We start from the raw sequence: 19,959 nt of genomic DNA on the forward strand, positions 1-19,959 counted from the left end.
CCCCCTTTTAAGGTGTTGCCTGAACCGGCGCTTCTGGCACCGGCGGGATAAAGATATGATCCAGAATCGCCCGCATTACAGGTGCCGCAGTAATTCCTTCGTTGCCACCATTCTCCAGAATTAACGCTACCGCCACTTTCGGGTCATTAAAGGGCGCAAAGGCGGTGTAGAAGATATGGTCACGTAACCGTACCGGTATCATCTTCGCGTTATAGGTCTGGTTCTGGCGCAGGCTGAACACCTGCGACGTCCCGCTCTTCGCGGCGATGCCATAGGGTGCCGTGTGGAAATATTTATAACCGGTGCCGTTGGGTGCGTTAGCCATGCCAAACATCGCGTGGCGTACCAGCGACCAGTAAGGTGAATGAGGATCGCCAATCTGTGCTTCATGCTGCTGCGGATGATAGCTCTCCACCAGCGTGCCGCGCTGGGTTTTCTCCAGCAGATGGGGGGCAATGACCCGACCGTTATTAATCAGCGCCACCATCGCTTTCACCATCTGAATGGGTGTCGCAATCCAGTAACCCTGTCCGATACCGACTGAAACCGTATCACCCTGATACCAGGCCTTTTTATGCACCTTCTGCTTCCACTCCCGGCTCGGCAGTAAGCCGCTGTACTCCTCATTCAGGTCGATACCGGTCGATTTACCATAGCCAAACTGGCTGAGCATGGTGTGAATGCGATCGATGCCCATCATAAACGCCACCTGGTAGAAGAAGGTATCGGCGGACTCTTCGATTGCCCGCGTCACATCCAGCATGCCGTGTCCGGTTTTTTTCCAGTCGCGATAGCGCCGGTCCGTGCCTGGCAGCGTCCAGGTGGGTGCGCCAAAGAATTGCGACTGCGGCGTAATCACATGAGTCAGCAGCGCCGACATCGCCATGTAAGGCTTCACCGTGGAGGCGGGCGGATAGAGTCCCTGCGTGACGCGGTTAATCAGCGGCAGGTCTTTATCCTGTAGCAGCTTTTTATAGGCCTGATAGCTGATGCCTTTCACAAACGGATTGGGATCGTAGCTGGGGCTGGAGACCATCGCCAGCACGGAGCCGTCGTGCGGATCTTCAATCAGTAGCGCCGCACGCTGCCCCGCCAGCAGGCTTTCCACATACTGTTGCAGGTGCAGATCCAGCGTCAGCGTCAGGTTTTTACCCGCGACCGGCGGTACCTCTTTCAGCACCCGCACAATGCGGCCATGATTATCCACTTCCACTTCCTGATAACCCGGCTTACCGTGCAGCAGCGCTTCGTAATAGCCCTCAATCCCCTGCTTACCAATGTTATGGTCAGCCGCATAGTTTTCGGCGATGCCTTCCGCATTCAGCCGTTTATAGTCGTTATCGTTGATTTTCGACACATAGCCGATCACATGCGCCAGATCCGCGCCATAAGGATATTCACGATCCTGGTAGGTCTCAATGCTGGCGCCGGTGAAGTGAAACTGATTGACCGCAAAGCGGGCGACCTGCTCTTCCGTCAGCTCCTCTTTCAGCACCACCGGCTTGTAACGGCTGGTCTGCTTCAGCGCATGGCGGAAGGTGTCGATTTCGTCCGGCGTCAGATTAACGATCGGCGTGAGTGCCCGCAGCGTGGCGTCCATGTCGCTGATTTTGTAAGGCGTCAGCGTAATGGCGTACCAGCTGACGTTTCGCACCAGCGGAATGCCATTGCGGTCATAAATCAGCCCACGCGTCGGCGCAATGGGGATCATTTTGATGTCGTTCTGGTTAGAGCGCGTCTGGTAATAGCCATGATCACGCACCTGTAAGCGAAAAAGGTTTACGCCAAGAATGGTGAAACAGAGACAGACCAGAGCAAAGGCTATTGCAGCGCGGCGGGCAAACAGCTTCTCTTCAGCTTGGAAGTTACGAAAGTTCATCAGGGGGCATTATCAGGCGATTAATTATTATCTGTTATTGCGCACCATGATAAAGCGCGATCGCGGGCGTGCCAGCGCGAAGATGCACAAGCCTGACCAAAAGTGTGTCATTTGATGTGAATGTTACCGGGACGGCGAGGCGGGAAAATGCAGATCCCCCGGTTAAGGGGGATCTGCGCAAGGGGATCGGGCAGCAGGCGTCAATGCCTGCCACGCTGATTAATCACCCAGCAGAACAGACTCCAGCGCAATCTTGATCATGTCGTTGAAGGTGGTCTGACGCTCAGCAGCGGTGGTCTGCTCGTGCGTACGGATGTGGTCTGATACGGTGCAGATGGTCAGCGCTTTAGCACCGAACTCTGCGGCCACACCGTAGATACCTGCAGCTTCCATCTCAACGCCGAGGATGCCATATTTTTCCATCACGTCGAACATCTGCGGATCCGGGGTGTAGAAGAGATCGGCAGAGAAGATGTTACCTACGCGCGCTTCAACACCCAGGTTTTTCGCCGCATCAACCGCGTTACGCACCATGTCGAAGTCAGCAATCGCAGCAAAATCGTGATCTTTGAAACGCATACGGTTCACTTTGGAATCGGTGCAGGCACCCATACCAATCACGATGTCACGCAGTTTTACATCGGCACGCACGGCACCACAGGAGCCCACACGGATGATCTTTTTCACGCCGAAGTCGGTGATCAGCTCTTTGGTGTAGATGGAGCAGGAAGGAATACCCATTCCGTGGCCCATTACAGAGACTTTGCGGCCTTTATAGGTGCCGGTGTAGCCCAGCATCCCGCGCACGTTGTTCACTTCTACCGGATTTTCCAGGAAGGTTTCAGCAATGTGCTTTGCACGCAGCGGATCGCCAGGCATCAGCACGACGTCTGCGAAATCGCCCATTTCAGCATTAATATGAGGGGTTGCCATTGTTTAATCCTTGTTAAATTGCTGATTTACAGCATGTTCTTGCCATAGTCCATCTCGGACAGGCCAAAATAGTGTGCAATTGTCTGACCAATATCGGCGAAAGTTTCGCGGTAACCGAGTGAACCCGGCTCGACTTTCGGTCCGTAGATAAGAATCGGAATGTGCTCACGCGTGTGTTCAGTACCTTCCCACGTCGGGTCACAGCCGTGGTCAGCGGTCAGGATCAGAATGTCATCTTCTCCGACTAACTCCATCAGCTCAGGCAGACGACGGTCAAACAGCTCCAGCCCGCCCGCATAACCGGCAACATCACGACGATGTCCCCAGGTTGAGTCGAAATCAACGAAGTTAGTGAAAACAATCGCCTGATCCGGCGCGGTTTTCATCTCCTGAATCGTCGCGTCAAACAGCGCATCCAGACCGGTCGCTTTGACCTTTTTGGTAATGCCCTGCTCAGCATAGATATCGGCGATTTTACCCACGGAGATCACGTGACCGCCCTTCTCATCCACCAGCTTTTTCAGCATGGTGGCGGATGGTGGCTCGACTGCCAGGTCGTGACGATTGCCGGTGCGCTCAAACTGACCCGCTTTGTCGCCCACAAACGGACGGGCGATAACCCGGCCGATGTTGTAGCCACCCTCGGTCAGCTCTTCACGGGCGATTTCGCACAGCGCATAGAGTCGATCCAGACCAAAGGTCTCTTCGTGACAGGCGATCTGGAACACCGAGTCCGCAGAGGTATAGAAAATCGGCTTGCCGGTTTTCATGTGCTCTTCGCCCAGTTGGTCGAGGATCACCGTACCTGAAGAGTGGCAGTTCCCGAGATAGCCCGGCAGATCTGCGCGCTCGACCAGTTTGTCCAGCAACTCCTGTGGGAAGCTGTTCTCTTTGTCGCTGAAGTAGCCCCAGTCAAACAGCACCGGCACACCGGCGATCTCCCAGTGGCCTGACGGCGTATCTTTACCTGACGAAAGCTCGCTGGCGTAAGCATACGCGCCGGTGATTTTCGCCTCAGGATCAAGACCTGCCGGGAAGCGGCCGGTCGACAGCTCTGCGGCTTTGCCCAGACCCAGCGCGGTAAGATTAGGCAGATGCAATGGGCCTTTACGTCCCTTGTCTGCTTCACCCCTGAAACAGGCTTCGGCGATGTGACCTAACGTATCCGAACCTGCGTCGCCGAATTTATCGGCATCTTTACTGGAGCCAATTCCAAAGGAATCGAGAACCATAATAAAAGCACGTTTCATGCAAGTCTCCTGCGCATTGGCGCGTGACAAGTCAAAAAAAAGCGATCAGATCAGTATACCCGAATGCATCGCGGCTGGCACCGGTTACCGGTCAGTTAGCTGATATCGCTCACACGGCGATAGACAACCGGCGTCTCAGCCGGGGCGGAATCACCGAGCACCAGCGCGGCTTTGACCGCCGCGGCGGCCTGCTGCCATTTGTCTTCGCTGCTGGCGTGAATGATCGCCAGTGGACGCTGCGCATCGGCACGTTCGCCCAGGGTGATCATGTCGTTTAAGCCGACGCTGTAATCAATGCTGTCGCTGGCACGCTGACGTCCGCCGCCCATTGCCACCACCGCCAGACCCAGCGCACGGGTATCCATGCTGCTGACGATGCCTGGCTGGTCGGCATACACCGGCTTGCTCAGCATCGCCTGCGGCAGATAAGCGTCGTAGCGTTCCACGAAATCGGCAGGTCCCTGCTGGGCAGCGACCATACGACCAAATATCTCGGCTGCTTTGCCGTTATCCAGCACCGTCATCAGTTTCTGACGCGCTTCGGTGTCGCTGGCGGCCAGTTTGCCAGAGACCAGCATTTCGCTGCAGAGCGCCAGCGTCACTTCCAGCAGGCGCGGATTCCGCTCTTCGCCGGTCAGGAAGCGAACCGCTTCACGCACTTCCAGCGCGTTACCGGCTGAGGAGGCGAGAACCTGGTTCATATCCGTCAGCAGTGCGGTGGTCTGGCAACCTGCGCCATTGGCGACGCCAACAATTGACTGCGCCAGACTTTCTGACGCCTCATAGGTTGGCATAAACGCGCCGGAACCCACTTTGACATCCATCACCAGTGCATCCAGCCCTTCTGCCAGCTTCTTCGCCAGAATCGAGGCGGTAATCAGCGGGATCGAATCGACGGTGGCGGTGATGTCACGCGTGGCGTAGAAACGCTTATCCGCCGGTGCCAGCGAGCTGGTCTGGCCGATAATCGCCACACCCACCTGCTTGATAATCTCGCGGAAGCGGTCATCACTCGGGAAGATATCGAAGCCCGGGATCGCTTCCAGTTTATCCAGCGTGCCACCGGTATGGCCAAGGCCACGACCCGAGATCATCGGGACATATCCGCCGCAGGCCGCGACCATCGGCCCTAACATCAGCGACGTCACATCGCCGACGCCGCCGGTCGAGTGCTTATCCACCACCGGCCCATTGAGGTTAAGTGATTTCCAGTTCAGTACCGTACCGGAATCACGCATCGCCATGGTCAGCGCGACCCGCTCAGGCAGCGTCATGTCGTGGAAATAGATGGTCATCGCCAGCGCGGCGATCTGACCTTCCGAGACGGTGTTATCACGCACGCCATTGATGAAGAAGCGAATCTCCTCTTCAGTCAGCGCATGGCCGTCACGTTTTTTGCGAATTATTTCTTGTGGCAGGAACAAGGTAACCCCCTGGTTCAGGGAAATCAGGATGGGGAACAGGCGGTCAGCGACCGCCTGAAGGATCAGTAACCCGCTTTGCTGGTGTCGCTATCATGACCCAGGGTGTTGAGCAGGCTCGCCAGCAGGCTTGATGCACCAAAGCGGAAATGACGCGCATCGGCCCAGTCGGCACCCAGCGTCTCTTCCGCCATTTTCAGATAGATCGCGGCATCTTCAGCGGTGCGCACGCCACCAGCGGGCTTAAAGCCAACCTGCTGGCTGACGCCTTTATCGCGGATCACGTTCATCATGATCTGCGCCACTTCAGGCGTGGCGTTAACCGGCACTTTACCGGTAGAGGTTTTAATGAAATCGGCACCGGCATCAATGGCAATCTCAGAGGCCTGACGGATCAGCGCTTCCTGCTTCAGTTCACCGGTTTCGATGATCACTTTCAGCAGCACATCTGCTTCGGCACAGGCGGTTTTACAGGCTTTTACCAGATCGAAACCGACCTGACTGTTACCGGCGATCAGCGCACGATACGGGAACACCACATCCACTTCATCGGCACCGTAGGCGATAGCGGCGCGGGTTTCTGCCAGCGCAATATCAATGTCGTCATTGCCGTGCGGGAAGTTAGTCACCGTGGCGATGCGGATCTCCGGGGTACCCTGCTCGCGCAGCGTTTTACGGGCAATCGGAATAAAACGTGGATAGATACAGATTGCGGCGGTGTTGCCTGCCGGGGATTTGGCCTGATGACACAGGGCGATCACTTTTGCGTCGGTGTCGTCGTCATTCAGGGTGGTTAAATCCATCAGTTTCAGGGCGCGCAGGGCAAGGTCTTTGATATCGGTCATGAGGCTCTCCAAAGGATCGGGGTGCAACCCACCGGCTCGCCGGCGGAATGTTATAATAATAACACTCTGATGCGGCCTGATATGTGCCAGGAGTCACATAGGAATAAGAAATTAATGCAACATTGCCACGTTTACTGTGACTGACATTACAGATAACGGTACCTGATGGTCATTATACGCCAGCGGGTGCAATGTTACTATTATCACATTTAAGCGCGAAGGCTGCAGGTCGGGTGAGACGCGGGGGGTCAGTTGCGCAGTGCCGGGAAAGCGGGGTCGAGCTGAAATAGCTGCTGACTGTTGTGCCACAGCGCATCGGCAATCTCCTCAGGTGACTCTTCACGCAGGCTGCAGAGCACCTCCCACACCTGACGCGCCCGCTCCGGACGATTAGGCTGGCCCTGAAAGCCCTGCAGCGGCATATCGGGTGCATCGGTTTCCAGCAGCAGCGAAGAGAGCGGCAGCTGCGCCACGGTCTGACGGGTTTTGCTGGCGCGTTCATAGGTAATGGTCCCGCCGATGCCAATCGCATAACCCAGCTTAATAAAGGCCTGCGCCTGCTGCAGACTGCCCGCAAAACCATGCACCACGCCACGGCGCGGCAGATCGTAACGACGCAGAATCTGCGCCAGTTTGTCATGAGTGCGGCGCGAATGCAGGATCACCGGCAGCTGATACGCTTTCGCCAGCTTAAGCTGCGCCTCAAGAAAGCGTTGCTGCTTATCAAACTGCGGATCGTCGCGATAGAGATCCAGCCCGATCTCGCCGATCGCCACCAGCTTACGCGGCCGCTGTTGCAGTAAGGTTTCCAGCTGGTCGAGATGGGCCTCCTGATGATTTTCGATGACGATTGGATGCAGGCCCAGCGCGGCATAGAGCGCCGGTTGCGCCGCGGCTAACGCGCAGACCCGCTCAAAGCGGCTGGCATCGATCGCCGGAACGATAATCTTTTCCACGCCAGCTTCTGCAGCACGTGCCAGGCTGCCAGAGATATCCCCTTCAAACGGCGGGAAATCGAAGTGGCAGTGCGTATCGATAAACTTCATGCCAGCGATCCTTTGTCGTAATCAGCATCATTATCCGCCAGCGGCGGTGTGATGATGAGGCGGGTATCGGGTGCATTGGCTACCGGAGCAGGCGGCGTTACGATACGCGCCGTGGTCATCGGTTCCGCATCGCTCAGCCACTGGCCCAGCGTGGCAAGAAAATAGCGACCACAACGCCGTCCCAGATGATAATCCTGATTCAGTGAAGCGATGCGGCTCCCCAGCGCACTGCTGGCCAGCGCATGCGGCGGAAAGATTTCGATAATGCGCAAATCATCGGGCGGATTCTCAATGAACTGCTGAATTTCCCGATAGCTCTGTTCATGCTTATTCAGCACGTTGATCATCGGCTGCAGTGCGCCGGTGCTGAGCCAGCGTTCCATTCGCTTAAACCATTTCGGGGTATAGAACATCTGCGACGGCACGGTGCGGATCACCACAATGGTATCAGCGCCACGGCGGGCGGCTTCACGCACCGGAATCGCATCGCTGATGCCGCCATCGAGATAGCTGATCCCTTCCAGACTGACCCCCAGCCGGTAAAAACCGGGAATGGCACTGGAGGCTTTGATCAGATCCAGCCAGTTATCGGCGGTCGGATTGAAGTAGCCGGGCGTGTAGTCGTCACTGCGGCAGGCGCACATATAAAACTCGCGGCCGCTGGAGAACAGCTGTTCCGCGCTGCTCATCGCCAGCGGAAATTCACTGCGGGTGATATCTATCAGCCAGTCGAGATCGATCAGATTGCCACCACGCACAAAGCGCAGCGGATCAAAAAAGAGTTTACTGGTGGTATAGCGGGTAATCACACGCCGGGCATAGCCGGGCTGACCACAGACAAAGGCAGAAAGATTTTGTGCACCGGCAGAGGTGCCGAGCATCAGCTGAAAGGGGTTGAATCGGGCACGCTGAAATTCATCTAAGACGCCTGCGGTGAAAATGCCGCGTTGACCGCCGCCTTCACAAACCAGGGCAATTTTCTGAGATTTAAACGGTGTCAGGGCCAGAGGTTCAATGGCGCCGAGCGTGACAGGAATGCGTATACCCACTGTGCGAACCTCAAAAAGCGGTTCCGGGTCTGCTGGAGGATCGATCCGTTAAAGACGGCAGCATTCCGGAGAACCAGTCATATGTTCCTTTAACCGGCAGGCCAGCTGGGCTGGCTTACCTTGCAGCGATGTGAAGGTGTCCCTCTCTTCACGTCAGTCGCTACAGATGACTGGTCTCCGCTCTATGCTTTGCGTTGCATTACACTGCAGGACTCATCGGCTAAAGCTTTTTACGGCCGGTAAACAGGCTGATGAGGAACAGGATAATACCAACGACGAAGACAACTTTAGCTGCCCATGCTGCTGTGCCCGCTAAACCGCCAAAACCTAACGCTGCAGCGATCAGTGCGATCACCAGAAAAATAATGCCCCAACGAAACATAAGCCTCTCCTTACCCTATTTAAAAATCGAATATTTTAAAATCGATCTGCTTATTTCATCCCCGGATGGGTATCTTTTATTCGTACGGCCACAGAAGTGGCCGTACGCAAGCTTAAGATTTAACCGTCAGGTCATTCTTAACGCTTTTCACGCCTTCAATGGCTTTAGCAATGCTTTCTGCACGATCTGACTGTGCCTGATTAGCAACCTGCCCTGAAAGCTGAACAACGCCGTCTGTGGTCTCAACTTTTACGTTGCGCGACGGAACAATGTCATCCGCTAATAGCTTAGCTTTAATTTCGCTGGTCGTGGCGGTATCGCCCGCATAACCTTTCATTGATGATGCTTTGCTGTCTCTGACGTGTAGTTTGTCGCTGACGGATTTAACACCTTCGATTTTCTGCACCACAGCTACAGCTTTCTCAGCCTGATCCTGTGAGGTGACGAAACCGCTTAAGGTCACGACGCCGCTATGCGTTTTTACCGAGATATCCGTGCTTTTAATTGCGTCATCATCTACCAGTGCCGCTTTGGCTTTGGCGGTGATGCCGCTGTCATCCATATAACCATCGACTTTTTTCATAGAACTATCGATTTTTGAACCCGCGCTGTCGGCTGTCTGTGACGCTTTCTGCGACATTGATTCGTCAGCCAGTGCGCTGCCGCTGATCAGTGCTGAGCCAATCATGGCGGCCATCAGGGTTTTAGCAATCTTAGTCTTGTTCATCGATATCTTCCTTCTATCAGTTAACTCACCCAAAAACTGTGGGCGCAACAGAGGCACAGGTGCCGCTGCGTTACAGGACGTAAGGACAAGAGAAGTCTCTTCCGCCGTCCGATAGAGTAATCATAGACGGCATTTTGCAATTTGCCTGGCTAACTGGTTGATCACACGTCAAAACAGAAGAAAAACGGGGTTTTTAGGAGGAGTCTGGAAGGAGGAAAACAGGGCCACTCCCAGCTGGAATGGCCCGGAAACAGGCGATTAGTGCTCGCGCGTTTTGCGGAAACGGACGTCGGGGTAACGTTCCTGCGTAATATTAAGATTAACCATGGTTGGCGCGATATAAGTCAAATTATTGCCGCCATCGAGTGCCAGGTTAACTTCGTTTTTACGCTGGAAGTCCTCAAACTTTTTCGCGTCGCTGCATTCAACCCAGCGCGCCGTAGAGACGTTGATCGCTTCGTAGATCGCTTCGACGTTATATTCGCTTTTCAGACGGGCAACCACCACATCGAACTGCAGCACCCCGACCGCGCCCACGATCAGATCGTTGTTATGCACCGGACGGAACACCTGTACCGCACCTTCTTCAGACAGCTGAACCAGCCCTTTAAGCAGCTGTTTCTGCTTCAGCGGATCGCGCAGACGAATACGGCGGAACAGCTCTGGCGCGAAGTTCGGAATACCGGTGAACTTCATGTTTTCACCCTGAGTAAAGGTGTCGCCAATCTGAATGGTGCCGTGGTTATGCAGGCCGATGATATCGCCAGGATACGCTTCTTCAACGTGCGAACGGTCGCCCGCCATAAAGGTCAGGGCGTCGGAGATCACCACATCTTTGCCGGTGCGCACCTGACGCAGCTTCATCCCTTTTTCATATTTACCGGACACTACACGCATAAAGGCCACGCGGTCGCGGTGTTTCGGGTCCATGTTGGCCTGGATCTTAAACACGAAGCCGGTGAACTTCTCTTCTTTCGCTTCAACCGTACGGGTGTCGGTGTCACGCGGCATCGGACGCGGTGCCCATGCCACCAGGCCATCCAGCATATGGTCAACGCCAAAGTTACCCAGTGCGGTGCCGAAGAAGACCGGCGAAAGTTTGCCGCTCAGGAAGGCTTCCTGCTCAAACTCGTGCGATGCACCCTGTACCAGCTCCAGCTCTTCACGCAGCTGTGCCGCCAGATCGTCACCGACTGCGGTGTCGAGGTCCGGGTTGTTCAGCCCCTTCACGATGCGGACATCCTGAATGGTGTGGCCTTTACCGGTCTGGTAGAGATAGGTCTCATCTTTGTAGAGGTGATAAACCCCTTTGAACAGTTTGCCGCAGCCGATAGGCCAGGTGATGGGCGCACAGGCAATTTTCAGCTCGCTTTCCACCTCATCCAGCACTTCCATCGGGTCGCGGATGTCACGGTCAAGTTTGTTCATAAAGGTCAGGATCGGCGTATCGCGCAGACGGGTAACTTCCATCAGCTTGCGGGTACGATCCTCGACGCCTTTAGCGGCATCAATCACCATCAGACAGCAGTCAACCGCGGTCAGCGTACGGTAGGTATCTTCCGAGAAATCTTCGTGGCCCGGGGTATCCAGCAGGTTCACCAGGCTATCGCGATAGGGGAACTGCATCACCGAAGTCGTAATGGAGATACCACGCTGCTTCTCCATCTCCATCCAGTCCGACTTAGCGTGCTGGTTAGAGCCACGGCCTTTTACCGTACCGGCGGTCTGGATAGCCTGTCCGAACAGCAACACTTTTTCGGTAATGGTGGTTTTACCGGCATCCGGGTGCGAAATGATCGCGAAGGTGCGGCGGCGTGCCACCTCTTCTAAAAAGGGATTAGACATGGAATTCTTCTCAATAGGCAGCGCAATTTACTGGCGCTGCTGATAAATCACGGTGGCCGGCAGAACCTTACCGGCGGGTAAACGGTGCCAAAAACGATCTTTCATCGTTGGCGGGTCAGCGCGAAGTTACATTGGCGTGAATTCCGGTTACCTGGTCAGCTTTAAGGCGGCATAGCATACAATATTTTGCGCGCGCGGCCTACAGGGAGAGGGGCAGGATTTCAGGGGCGGGGAATCGGGGAACGGTGGATGCCACAACAAAGCGGGACGGGTCTGCACCCGCCCCGCCTCCGTTATCCCAGCACCTTTCTGACGCAGGCTTTGAAGATCTGCACACCAATCTCCAGCGAGTCGAGATCAAAATGCATGTCGGGATGATGCAATCCGGGCGTCAGGTTGGTGCCCAGCCCCCAGAAGCCCGCTTTTACACCCGGACGCTTCACCGGATAGTAGAAAAAGTCCTCGCTGCCTGGCGTGGTCCGGGTTGACAGCGCGCCCTCTTCGCCCAGCACCTCGACGATCGCGGCGCGGATCACCGCCGTCGCCTCATCATCAATCTCGGCGGCGGGCATCTCTTTTAATACGCGGACCTCGGCGCTGGCACCCAGTGCCGCCACGCTGTGAGTAATGGCGCGCGTGACCTGCTCTTTCAGCAGCGTCATCGGCCCGTTCTCCTGCGAACGCAGATCCCAGACTACGCGGGCTTCATCCGGCACCGAGTTGGTGACACCGGCGTCGCACAGGAAGCGGGTCGCTTTGACGCTCCAGGTCAGGCCGGGCGAGAGGTGTATGGCGTTGACCGCCTGAACCGCCTGTACGGCAGCATCCAGCGCATTCACCCCCAGGTGCGGACGCGCCGCATGGGCGGGCTGGCCTTTGATGGTCGCTTCCAGCGTGCTGCAGGCTGAGTAGAGCACCGCAGGCACCGCCTGTCCGACCACGCACTCCTCCAGCGGACGCAGATGGAACCCCAGAATCATCTCCACATCATCCAGTGCGCCACCTTCGATCATTGAGAGCGCACCGGCGCCCAGCTCCTCGGCGGGCTGGAACAGGATCTTCAGCCGGCCACGTTTCACCGCGCCCTCCTGCAGCAGAGCCGTCGCCGCCGTCAGCACGACCGAAGAGTGACCGTCGTGACCACAGGTGTGGCGCGCACACGGCACGCCATCAATGATGTGCCCCAGCGCATCCATATCCGCGCGCAGCGCCAGCACCGGGCCCGGTACACCGCTGTCGATCTCGGCCACAATGCCGGTGGTGTTATTGATATTGCGCGTCACCTTCAGGCCCGCTTTCTCCAGCTGATCGGCGATGTAGGCCGAGGTTTTCACCTCCTGAAAGCCCAGCTCCGGAATTTCGTGCAAATAGTGGTAATGCTCTAATACCTCAGACACAGCGTTACTCCTGAATAAACAGACGCATAACAGACATTGCGATCAGCGCGTTGATGATGCTCACCAGCATCAGCAGCGGCCAGTATTTTTTTGGCACATCGGCCACGCCCAGCAGCCGTCCCATATATTGCAGCTGCGATCCCATCAGGAAAATCGCCGGGGCCAGAATCGTGATATCCGCGCCGGTCAGCAGCCCTTTGGTCAGCAGACTCACCGCTACGCCGGTACCCGCAGACGATGAGAGCCAGGCGGTGAGCAGCACCGTAATTGCCTCACCCGGCAGGCCGAACAGCCCCATCACTGGCGCAAAAACGTGCCCGAGAAACTGCATGATGCCGAGCAGATTGAGCACTTCTGCCAGCACATAGGCCATCACCACATTTGGCATCAGGTTGTGAATGGCGATGTGAAAGCCTTTACGCGCGCCGGTCACAAACACATCAAAGGGATTACTGCTGATCGTGATTTTATTTTCCATCGGCGAAATCCTTCTTATAAACACTGTTTAACACAGCGCGCGTTATCGCCGCACCGACAAATTTCAGCACGAACATTAATAACAGCGGAATAATAATCGGCAGCGTCATTGAGGCGAATAGCGCGGAGCCGATGGCGAAATAATTATTGATTAAGCCGGCACCGGAATATTGCCAGGCACTCATCACCACCACCTCTTTTTTACCGATCTGATTCTGGTCGGCCATCTCTTTGGTTAATGCCGCGCCCGCGTCGGTACTTTGCAGGTCGGTGATTAACGCCAGACCGCAATGGCCCGGCAGCCCCATCAGCGGCTTAAGCAGCGGCGTCAGCAACCGATGCGCCGCGCGAATCGCGCCGTAGTGGGTGAAGATTTCCAGCACGCCCAGCGCCAGCATCACCGTGGGCGTCAGCGACAGCGCAAACAGGAAACCCGCTTTGGCACTGAGTCCGCCTGCGCCAAGAAAGGTGTTGCTGGCGGGATCTTTCATGGTGCCAAAGCTGCCGCCCAGCGTGGTGAAGTCAAAGGCGCCCAGCCATGAAAGACCCTCGACGTTATAAAACAGCCCTGAGAAAAACAGGATGGCAAAAATTAACGCGACATAACTGCCTTTGGTCGCCGTCATTTTTACCGGACTAACCACACTCTCATCTGACATTATTTTCTCCTGATAACCTGGCTTGCCGCCTGTTCCCTGCCGTGGCAAGTTTCAATATATGGAACTGAGTTCTAAGCATGATTTATGCCAGAGCCGATTGGCGCGCGATGATTAATGGCCCTGCTGTCACCTCTGGGCGTTTAATCCACGCCATGCCCGTTATGGCTCTGCGAAATATCTTTTTCTGACGGCAACGTGATATTTCCGGCGCGTTATCAGATGACCGCTATTTCTCCAGCTTCAGCGGCGATTGCACCAGCAGGATAGCGACCGGGCGCACTATCATGGTGCTGAAATCCTGATTTTGTTGCCCGTTAAGGAGTGATGCAGAATGAGAATCGCTCGCATTCAATTTGTGAAATAATTCTATTTAAATCAATCAGATAAATTGGCTGTTTTTGCGGAAAAGCCTTCGCTTTACTAACATATTTGATGCATAATTCACCGACTATACCTGTTTATTTAACATCTTCTTAAAAGGACTCGGCCATGCTGACTGCTGAAATGACTGGGCGTTTAAACGACCAGCTGAACCTGGAATTTTTCTCTGCCAATCTTTATCTGCAAATGAGCGCCTGGTGCAGCGACAAAGGCTTTGAGGGTGCCGCTTCCTTCCTGAAGATGCATTCACGCGAAGAGATGCAGCATATGCAGCGTCTGTTTGATTACCTGAGCGATACCGGCGGCATGCCGGTGCTGGGTACCATCGCTGCGCCGCCAGTCTCTTTCACTTCACTGAATGAAATTCTGCAGCAGGCGCTGGAGCATGAGCAGCTGATCACCAGCAAAATCAATGAACTGGCCCATGCTGCCATGACCTCACAGGATTACTCTACTTTCAACTTCCTGCAGTGGTATGTTGCCGAGCAGCATGAAGAAGAGAAGCTGTTCAAAACCGTGCTGGATAAACTGGCGCTGGTCAGCAACAGCGGCAACGGTCTGTTCCTGGTCGATAAAGATCTGGGCCGCATGAGCACCGAGAACCACGCAGAATAATGTTTATCGGCCCCTTTTCGGGGCCGATCTTATTGCCGTCTTGCTGACACCACTGCACCGCTATTCCAGCCGGTAACTCGCGGCTTTCCCGCCATTCACCCACAGTTCACGGCTTTCCCCCGCAGGCAGTAACAGCGCGATCTCCCGCCAGGCTGGCTGGTAATCTCCACGTTTTTCCACCGTCAGGTCGATACGCGTGGCGCTGCTGCAGAGCGTCCAGCGAAGCCATAGCGCATTCCCCTGTTGCCAGCCGTGGCTCTCGCCATCGTCATCAAACATTTCGCCTTGAGTCTGCACGCCTTCGGGGGCAGGCCATAGCTGCCATTGCCGCACCGTATCACGCCGCGCATCGGTGGTGCTTTCGCACTCGCCCAGCGGGATCACCGCACCGGCCCTTACCAGCAGCGGCAGCCGATCCAGCGGCGCATCCAGCGTGATGGTCTCACCGCCCGCAAACGCCTTGCCGCTGTGCCAGTCATACCAGCCGCCGCGGTTACGGGGCAGATAGACTTCACGACTGCGCGCGCCCTGCTCCACTACGCTGGCGACCAGCAGATCGCGCCCCAGCATAAAGTCATCACACTCCTGATAGGTCAGCGGATCCTGCTCGTGATCGAGGAAGGTCGGGCGCAGCATCGGCTCATCTTCCACACTGGCCTGCCACGCCAGGTTATAGAGGTAGGGCATCAGGCGATAGCGCAGCCGGATCGCCTCGCGGATCATCGGCGTGACCTCCGGGTACATCCAGGGCTCGTTTACCGTGTGATCGTCATTCCAGGAGTGGATAGTAAAGCGCGGATGCATAACGCCGTTCTGAACCCAGCGCACAAACAGCTCGGCATCCGGCTTATCGCCCGAGAAGCCGCCGACATCGTGCCCGACGTTAAACAGCCCTGAGAGGCTCATCCCCAGTCCCATGCGGATGTTGTAGCGCAGGGTTTGCCAGCTGGTGCGGTTATCGCCGCTCCAGGTCTGTACATAGCGCTGCATCCCGGCGCAGCCGGAACGGGAGATCAGATAAGGGCGTTTGTCCGGTGCAAACTGCTGCTGGGCTTCCATTGAGGCGCGCATCATCAGCAACGGCATTACCGGCCGGATATGCTTGATGGCGATCGGCTGACCAAAACCGTGACAGCGCGCTTCGCCATCCCACACCTCATATTCGTTGTTGTCATTCCAGGTGGAATCGATGCCCTTTTCCAGCAGCTGCCGGGTGACATTCTCCTGCCACCAGCGCACCGCCTGCGGATGAGTGAAGTCGAGGTGCGAGCCTTCATCGTCCCAGAACACCGAACGCTCAGGACGATCCTGCTCAGAGTCACGAATAAACAGCCCCTGCGCAGCCACTTCCTGATAGCGCGGATGATCCTGCAGCAGGCAGGGTTTGATGTTGGCCGCCAGCTTCATTCCGGCAGTATGAAACGCGTCGCTCAGCGCATTGGGATTCGGGACTTTGTCGTAGTTCCAGTTGAAAACGTAGCGCTTGTTGTTAATCGAGGTGTAACCCGATGAGAGCTGGAACGAGTCGCAGGGAATTTCATGCTCGCGACACAGACGGATAAAGGATTGCAGCTGCTGTTGCGCGTCGGGCGCGTCGGTATAGTGCATGGTGGACCCGCTGTAGCCCAGGCTCCACTTCGGCTGAAACAGGGTGCGACCGGTCAGACGCACAAAGGCTTTGGTGACGTCGAGCAGCGTCGGGCCCAGCATCATGTAGTAATCGAGATCGCCCGCCTCGGCGCGGTAGCGACGATAAGGGAGATGGTAGTTATCCAGCTCATTCCCCAGATCGAGCCAGCTGCTGCTCAGGTTGTCATAAAACAGGCCAAAACTGACGCCATCGCGCTGCGTCAGGGTAAACGGAATATGTTTATAGAGCGGATCGGTGCTGGCGGCGTTGTAGCCCATGGCGTCCAGATTACGCATCTCAAAACGGCGGTTAACGCGGTTCAGGTCGCCGCTCTTCTCGCCCAGGCCATAAACCCGATCCTGCGGCTGGCGACGCTGATAGTGCTCGACCCCGTCGCCGTGCGCATTGAGCAGATAGGCACCGGTGTGACGGTCGGCGGCCAGCGGCTGCCAGCTCTCACCATCAAACTGCTCCCAGCTCAGGCAGAGCGGCTGATGCACCGTGACACGCAGCCGTTGCGTGCTGATGCGCAACTGCTGCGCATCGTGTTCAACCTTAAATGCTGGCAGCGTAAAGCCATCCAGCGCCTCACGATCCCGCCCCTGCCAGGGCACGTCGCTGACAGGGGCAATGCTCCAGGTGCGGTTCAGCGCCAGCTCACCGTCGCGCTTCAGCAGCACGCGCATCAGCTTATCCTCCAGCACGTAAAGCCGCAGGAAGTGACGATCTTCGACCTTGAGTTCAACAAAGTGATCGGCCTGCTGATGCATCGTCCAGTTCTTCAGGGTTTTCATCGCGATATCCTTATGGGTTAGCAGGGCGCTGGCGGCGTTCGGCGACCAGCATCACCAGGAAAACGGCACCAATCAGGTCAAAGAAGCCCATCGCCACAAACAGCGGATTGAAGCCGATGGTATCGGCGGTGACACCGATAATCAGCGAGAAGATAAAGCTGGCGATCCAGGCGCAGGAGCCGCGCATGCCGTTGACCGTGGCCATCTGGCGGCGATCAAAACGCTCCACCACCAGCGCGCTCAGCATGCAGGAGATCACCTGATGGCCGAAGCCACCGACGGAGATCAGGGCGATCGCCAGCCAGGGATCTTTTACCAGCGTCATCAGCGCCAGGGAGACCATCAGCAGTGCGCCGGTCACCGAACTGGCGACAATCGAATTCACACGGGTGAGACCAAACCAGCGCACATAGATTTTGGTCAGATAGCCGCTGGCGACGCTGCCGAGGTCGGCCGCCAGAAACGGCAGCCAGGCGAACATCACGATCTGTTTGAGATCCATGCCGCGCTCATTGGCCAGATAGAGCGGCACCCAGAAGCTCAGTACCGCCCAGGCCGGTTCGGCCAGAAAAGCCGGAATGGCGATGCCGTAGAATTTCTTCTCTTTACCAATCACTTTCAGCGCGGTGAAGAACGGCAGTTTTTCCCCGATCGCTTCGTTGTCCTGATTAATAAAGGCCCGCTCCTCATCAGAGAGACGAGGATGGCTCTCGGGCGAGTGATAGCCCCACCACCAGAGTGCAACCCACAGCAGGCCCAGCCCGCCGGTCAGCAGAAAGGCGCCCTGCCAGCCAAACGTTATGTGTGCGACATAAATAATCGGTGGTGCCAGCATGGCACCAATCGAAAAGCCGACGCCCGCCCAGCCCGCCGCGACCGGACGCTCCTTTTTCGGAAACCAGTCACCGATCGCTTTGGCGTTCGCGGGCGTTGCCGCCGCCTCAGAGGCGCCCATGACAAAGCGCAGCAATGCCAGATGCAGCCAGCTTCCCGCGCCGGCGTGCAACAGACAGGTCACCGACCAGATCAGCGCACAGATCAGGAAGCCCATCTTCAGTCCGATCACATCGATCAGCCAGCCGCAGATTGGCTGAAACAGGGTATAGGCCAGCTGAAACGCCGCCACCACCCAGGAGTACTGTTCGGTCGTCATGTGCAGACTGTTTTTAAGTTCCGGTGCCAGAATGCCGAGCGAGTTGCGGGTGATGTAGTTGACGGTTACACCCAGCAGGAACATTCCCAGCATCCACCAGCGTAAATTTTTAATCACGCGCACCGTGCGGGATGCACTGATGGGTTTGGTTGTTGATTCGAGGCTCATTGTGCCACTCCTGATTGCCATTGATGACGCACACCGCCTGCTGGCGTACCGCGTGTCCTGTAACGAACTTAGAAAAGTGCGAAACGTGGGTACAGACACTTTTTTGCAACGCTTTTCATGGCAGGCTGAATCCCGGCAGAAAATGGCACTGAAACGCTTATCTGACGCGATTCAGCAGGTTATGAAAAATTTTTCATCAGCAGATTTGAAGGCGATCACAGAATGAAACAAAGGCTGAAAGTAAGCGAAATTGCGGCACTCAGCGGCGTCTCCATCAGTACGGTGTCGCGGGTGCTGGCGGGTAAAGCCAATACCCGGCCCGCCACCCGTGACAAAGTGCTGGCCGTGGCGCAGCAACAGGGCGTGCTAAACAACCTGCACAGTGGTCGCCTGCTGCTGAATAACCTGATGGTCTTTGCCCCGCCGCGCGCCTTTGATGTACGCAGTGACATCTTCTACTACAAAGTGATTCAGGGGATCAGCCAGGCGGTGGAGCCGCATGAGGTGCGGCTGCGCTACTGCCCGCTGGAGGAGGTGGAAAGTGATGCGGCGCTGTTTATCGACAAGATGCAGCAGACCGAAGCGGCACTGCTGATCGGCATTGATGATGAGCATATTCATCAGCTGGCGGCGGAGATGAACAAACCCTGCGTGCTGATTAACGCCCGCGATCGCCGAATGCGCCTGCCTTCGGTCTCGCCCCATCATCAGCTGATTGGTGAATTCTCAGCGCGCTATCTGTTTGAGCAGGGACACCGGCAGATCCTGTCGCTGCATTGCTTACGCCGCTACACCATGGAGCAGCGATTGCAGGGGGTGCGCGACGCCTGGCATGCCATGAACCTGCGGTTTGACAGCCGCCAGCATCTGCTGACCCTGAACAGCTTCAGCAGCAATGAAGCGGCGGAGCGGCTGAGTGAATATCTGCGCCACTGCCCTGATGCGCTTCGCCCGACCGCGATTCTCGCCAGCGGTGATTACATTGCGGCGGGCGCCGTCACTGCCCTGGAGCAGGCCGGTCTGCGGGTGCCGCAGGATATTTCGGTGATGAGTATGGATGGCTTTAACCTGGCCGCTATCCACGATATTCCGCTGACCTCGGTGCAGGTGCCGCGTGATGAGCTGGGCGCAGCGGCAGTGAGAATGTTGCAGGAGATGCGACTGAATCCCGGCACACCCACTGGCAGCCTGCTGCTGAATGGCAGGCTGGTGGTGCGCGAGTCGGTGCGGCGCATTCGCGATAATCTCAGCCATGCACCGGTCCAGCAGCATGGCCTCTATGATTAACACGCTATGGATTAACACGGT

At 56.4% G+C, this 19,959-nt stretch carries 18 protein-coding genes; 3 read left to right on the top strand and 15 right to left on the bottom strand.

Translation table 11 applies throughout. The features are described 5' to 3' along the window. Window positions 1–7: 7 nt before the first annotated feature. From mrdA to LC417_RS14835, 13 genes are all read right to left on the bottom strand, one after another. Window positions 8–1,879 carry a penicillin-binding protein 2 gene (gene mrdA / locus LC417_RS14775; protein WP_223566077.1) on the bottom strand — a complete coding sequence of 624 codons (1,872 nt, stop codon included), beginning with the start codon at window positions 1,877–1,879 and terminating at the stop codon, window positions 8–10. A gap of 219 nt (window positions 1,880–2,098) precedes the next feature. Beyond that, a complete protein-coding gene (deoD, locus tag LC417_RS14780; protein ID WP_010248951.1) occupies window positions 2,099–2,812 on the bottom strand; it encodes a purine-nucleoside phosphorylase in 714 nt (237 codons plus the stop codon). A 26-nt stretch (window positions 2,813–2,838) separates the two neighbouring features. Further along, window positions 2,839–4,062, bottom strand: a complete 1,224-nt coding sequence (gene deoB / locus LC417_RS14785) for a phosphopentomutase (protein ID WP_010671093.1) — start codon at window positions 4,060–4,062, stop codon at window positions 2,839–2,841. Between the two features lie 95 nt (window positions 4,063–4,157). Beyond that, entirely contained in the window at window positions 4,158–5,486 is a 1,329-nt protein-coding gene (deoA, locus tag LC417_RS14790; protein WP_223566078.1) for a thymidine phosphorylase, read from the bottom strand. Between the two features lie 62 nt (window positions 5,487–5,548). Then, window positions 5,549–6,328: a deoxyribose-phosphate aldolase gene (gene deoC / locus LC417_RS14795; protein ID WP_010248957.1), complete on the bottom strand. Its 780-nt coding sequence runs from the start codon at window positions 6,326–6,328 to the stop codon at window positions 5,549–5,551. Between the two features lie 248 nt (window positions 6,329–6,576). Beyond that, window positions 6,577–7,374 (bottom strand): TatD family hydrolase, encoded by a 798-nt coding sequence (locus tag LC417_RS14800; RefSeq protein ID WP_010671095.1) that lies wholly within the window; start codon window positions 7,372–7,374, stop codon window positions 6,577–6,579. After that, window positions 7,371–8,423 (bottom strand): patatin family protein, encoded by a 1,053-nt coding sequence (locus tag LC417_RS14805; RefSeq protein ID WP_010248962.1) that lies wholly within the window; start codon window positions 8,421–8,423, stop codon window positions 7,371–7,373. The genes LC417_RS14800 and LC417_RS14805 overlap by 4 nt, the downstream gene beginning before the upstream one ends. Before the next feature lie 220 nt (window positions 8,424–8,643). After that, entirely contained in the window at window positions 8,644–8,805 is a 162-nt protein-coding gene (locus tag LC417_RS14810) for a DUF1328 domain-containing protein (protein WP_003848537.1), read from the bottom strand. A 112-nt stretch (window positions 8,806–8,917) separates the two neighbouring features. Beyond that, a complete protein-coding gene (osmY, locus tag LC417_RS14815; RefSeq protein ID WP_010671097.1) occupies window positions 8,918–9,532 on the bottom strand; it encodes a molecular chaperone OsmY in 615 nt (204 codons plus the stop codon). Window positions 9,533–9,790: 258 nt separating this feature from the next. Beyond that, the gene (prfC, locus tag LC417_RS14820; RefSeq protein ID WP_010671098.1) at window positions 9,791–11,377 is read right to left on the bottom strand and encodes a peptide chain release factor 3; all 1,587 of its coding nucleotides are present in this window, start codon (window positions 11,375–11,377) and stop codon (window positions 9,791–9,793) included. A gap of 293 nt (window positions 11,378–11,670) precedes the next feature. Then, window positions 11,671–12,774, bottom strand: coding sequence for a M20 peptidase aminoacylase family protein (locus LC417_RS14825; protein WP_010248978.1), 1,104 nt, complete (start codon window positions 12,772–12,774; stop codon window positions 11,671–11,673). A 4-nt stretch (window positions 12,775–12,778) separates the two neighbouring features. Then, window positions 12,779–13,252, bottom strand: a complete 474-nt coding sequence (locus LC417_RS14830) for a YjiG family protein (RefSeq protein WP_109652120.1) — start codon at window positions 13,250–13,252, stop codon at window positions 12,779–12,781. Continuing rightward, the gene (locus LC417_RS14835; RefSeq protein WP_010671100.1) at window positions 13,242–13,910 is read right to left on the bottom strand and encodes a nucleoside recognition domain-containing protein; all 669 of its coding nucleotides are present in this window, start codon (window positions 13,908–13,910) and stop codon (window positions 13,242–13,244) included. Before LC417_RS14835 ends, LC417_RS14830 begins: the two co-directional genes overlap by 11 nt. Window positions 13,911–14,399: 489 nt before the next feature. Here LC417_RS14835 and ftnA point away from each other — a divergent pair, with 489 nt between their 5' ends. Next, complete coding sequence (gene ftnA / locus LC417_RS14840) at window positions 14,400–14,906, top strand: non-heme ferritin (protein WP_010248984.1); 507 nt, start codon at window positions 14,400–14,402, stop codon at window positions 14,904–14,906. A 60-nt stretch (window positions 14,907–14,966) separates the two neighbouring features. Here the strand turns inward: ftnA and LC417_RS14845 are convergent, their stop codons facing one another. Both LC417_RS14845 and LC417_RS14850 read right to left on the bottom strand, forming a co-directional pair. Beyond that, window positions 14,967–17,330 carry a TIM-barrel domain-containing protein gene (locus LC417_RS14845; RefSeq protein WP_223566079.1) on the bottom strand — a complete coding sequence of 788 codons (2,364 nt, stop codon included), beginning with the start codon at window positions 17,328–17,330 and terminating at the stop codon, window positions 14,967–14,969. A 10-nt stretch (window positions 17,331–17,340) separates the two neighbouring features. After that, on the bottom strand, window positions 17,341–18,651 hold the full coding sequence (locus LC417_RS14850; RefSeq protein ID WP_010248988.1) for an MFS transporter: 1,311 nt from the start codon (window positions 18,649–18,651) through the stop codon (window positions 17,341–17,343). Here LC417_RS14850 and LC417_RS14855 point away from each other — a divergent pair. Both LC417_RS14855 and LC417_RS14860 read left to right on the top strand, forming a co-directional pair. Beyond that, window positions 18,623–18,877, top strand: coding sequence for a hypothetical protein (locus tag LC417_RS14855; protein ID WP_010671102.1), 255 nt, complete (start codon window positions 18,623–18,625; stop codon window positions 18,875–18,877). The genes LC417_RS14850 and LC417_RS14855 overlap by 29 nt on opposite strands. After that, window positions 18,874–19,938 (top strand): LacI family DNA-binding transcriptional regulator, encoded by a 1,065-nt coding sequence (locus LC417_RS14860; RefSeq protein ID WP_010248992.1) that lies wholly within the window; start codon window positions 18,874–18,876, stop codon window positions 19,936–19,938. The genes LC417_RS14855 and LC417_RS14860 overlap by 4 nt, the downstream gene beginning before the upstream one ends. Window positions 19,939–19,959: the final 21 nt, after the last annotated feature.

This window comes from Pantoea sp. OVA07A (assembly GCF_019969975.1).
GTDB classification, from domain to species: Bacteria; Pseudomonadota; Gammaproteobacteria; order Enterobacterales; family Enterobacteriaceae; genus Pantoea; species Pantoea agglomerans.

Coding starts and splice junctions, on each gene's coding strand:
- mrdA (WP_223566077.1), bottom strand. CDS start 1,879: ATGAACTTTCGTAACTTCCAAGCTGAAGAGAAGCTGTTTGCCCGCCGC.
- deoD (WP_010248951.1), bottom strand. CDS start 2,812: ATGGCAACCCCTCATATTAATGCTGAAATGGGCGATTTCGCAGACGTC.
- deoB (WP_010671093.1), bottom strand. CDS start 4,062: ATGAAACGTGCTTTTATTATGGTTCTCGATTCCTTTGGAATTGGCTCC.
- deoC (WP_010248957.1), bottom strand. CDS start 6,328: ATGACCGATATCAAAGACCTTGCCCTGCGCGCCCTGAAACTGATGGAT.
- LC417_RS14800 (WP_010671095.1), bottom strand. CDS start 7,374: ATGAAGTTTATCGATACGCACTGCCACTTCGATTTCCCGCCGTTTGAA.
- LC417_RS14810 (WP_003848537.1), bottom strand. CDS start 8,805: ATGTTTCGTTGGGGCATTATTTTTCTGGTGATCGCACTGATCGCTGCA.
- osmY (WP_010671097.1), bottom strand. CDS start 9,532: ATGAACAAGACTAAGATTGCTAAAACCCTGATGGCCGCCATGATTGGC.
- prfC (WP_010671098.1), bottom strand. CDS start 11,377: ATGTCTAATCCCTTTTTAGAAGAGGTGGCACGCCGCCGCACCTTCGCG.
- LC417_RS14830 (WP_109652120.1), bottom strand. CDS start 13,252: ATGGAAAATAAAATCACGATCAGCAGTAATCCCTTTGATGTGTTTGTG.
- LC417_RS14835 (WP_010671100.1), bottom strand. CDS start 13,910: ATGTCAGATGAGAGTGTGGTTAGTCCGGTAAAAATGACGGCGACCAAA.
- ftnA (WP_010248984.1), top strand. CDS start 14,400: ATGCTGACTGCTGAAATGACTGGGCGTTTAAACGACCAGCTGAACCTG.
- LC417_RS14845 (WP_223566079.1), bottom strand. CDS start 17,330: ATGAAAACCCTGAAGAACTGGACGATGCATCAGCAGGCCGATCACTTT.
- LC417_RS14855 (WP_010671102.1), top strand. CDS start 18,623: ATGGGTTTGGTTGTTGATTCGAGGCTCATTGTGCCACTCCTGATTGCC.
- LC417_RS14850 (WP_010248988.1), bottom strand. CDS start 18,651: ATGAGCCTCGAATCAACAACCAAACCCATCAGTGCATCCCGCACGGTG.
- LC417_RS14860 (WP_010248992.1), top strand. CDS start 18,874: ATGAAACAAAGGCTGAAAGTAAGCGAAATTGCGGCACTCAGCGGCGTC.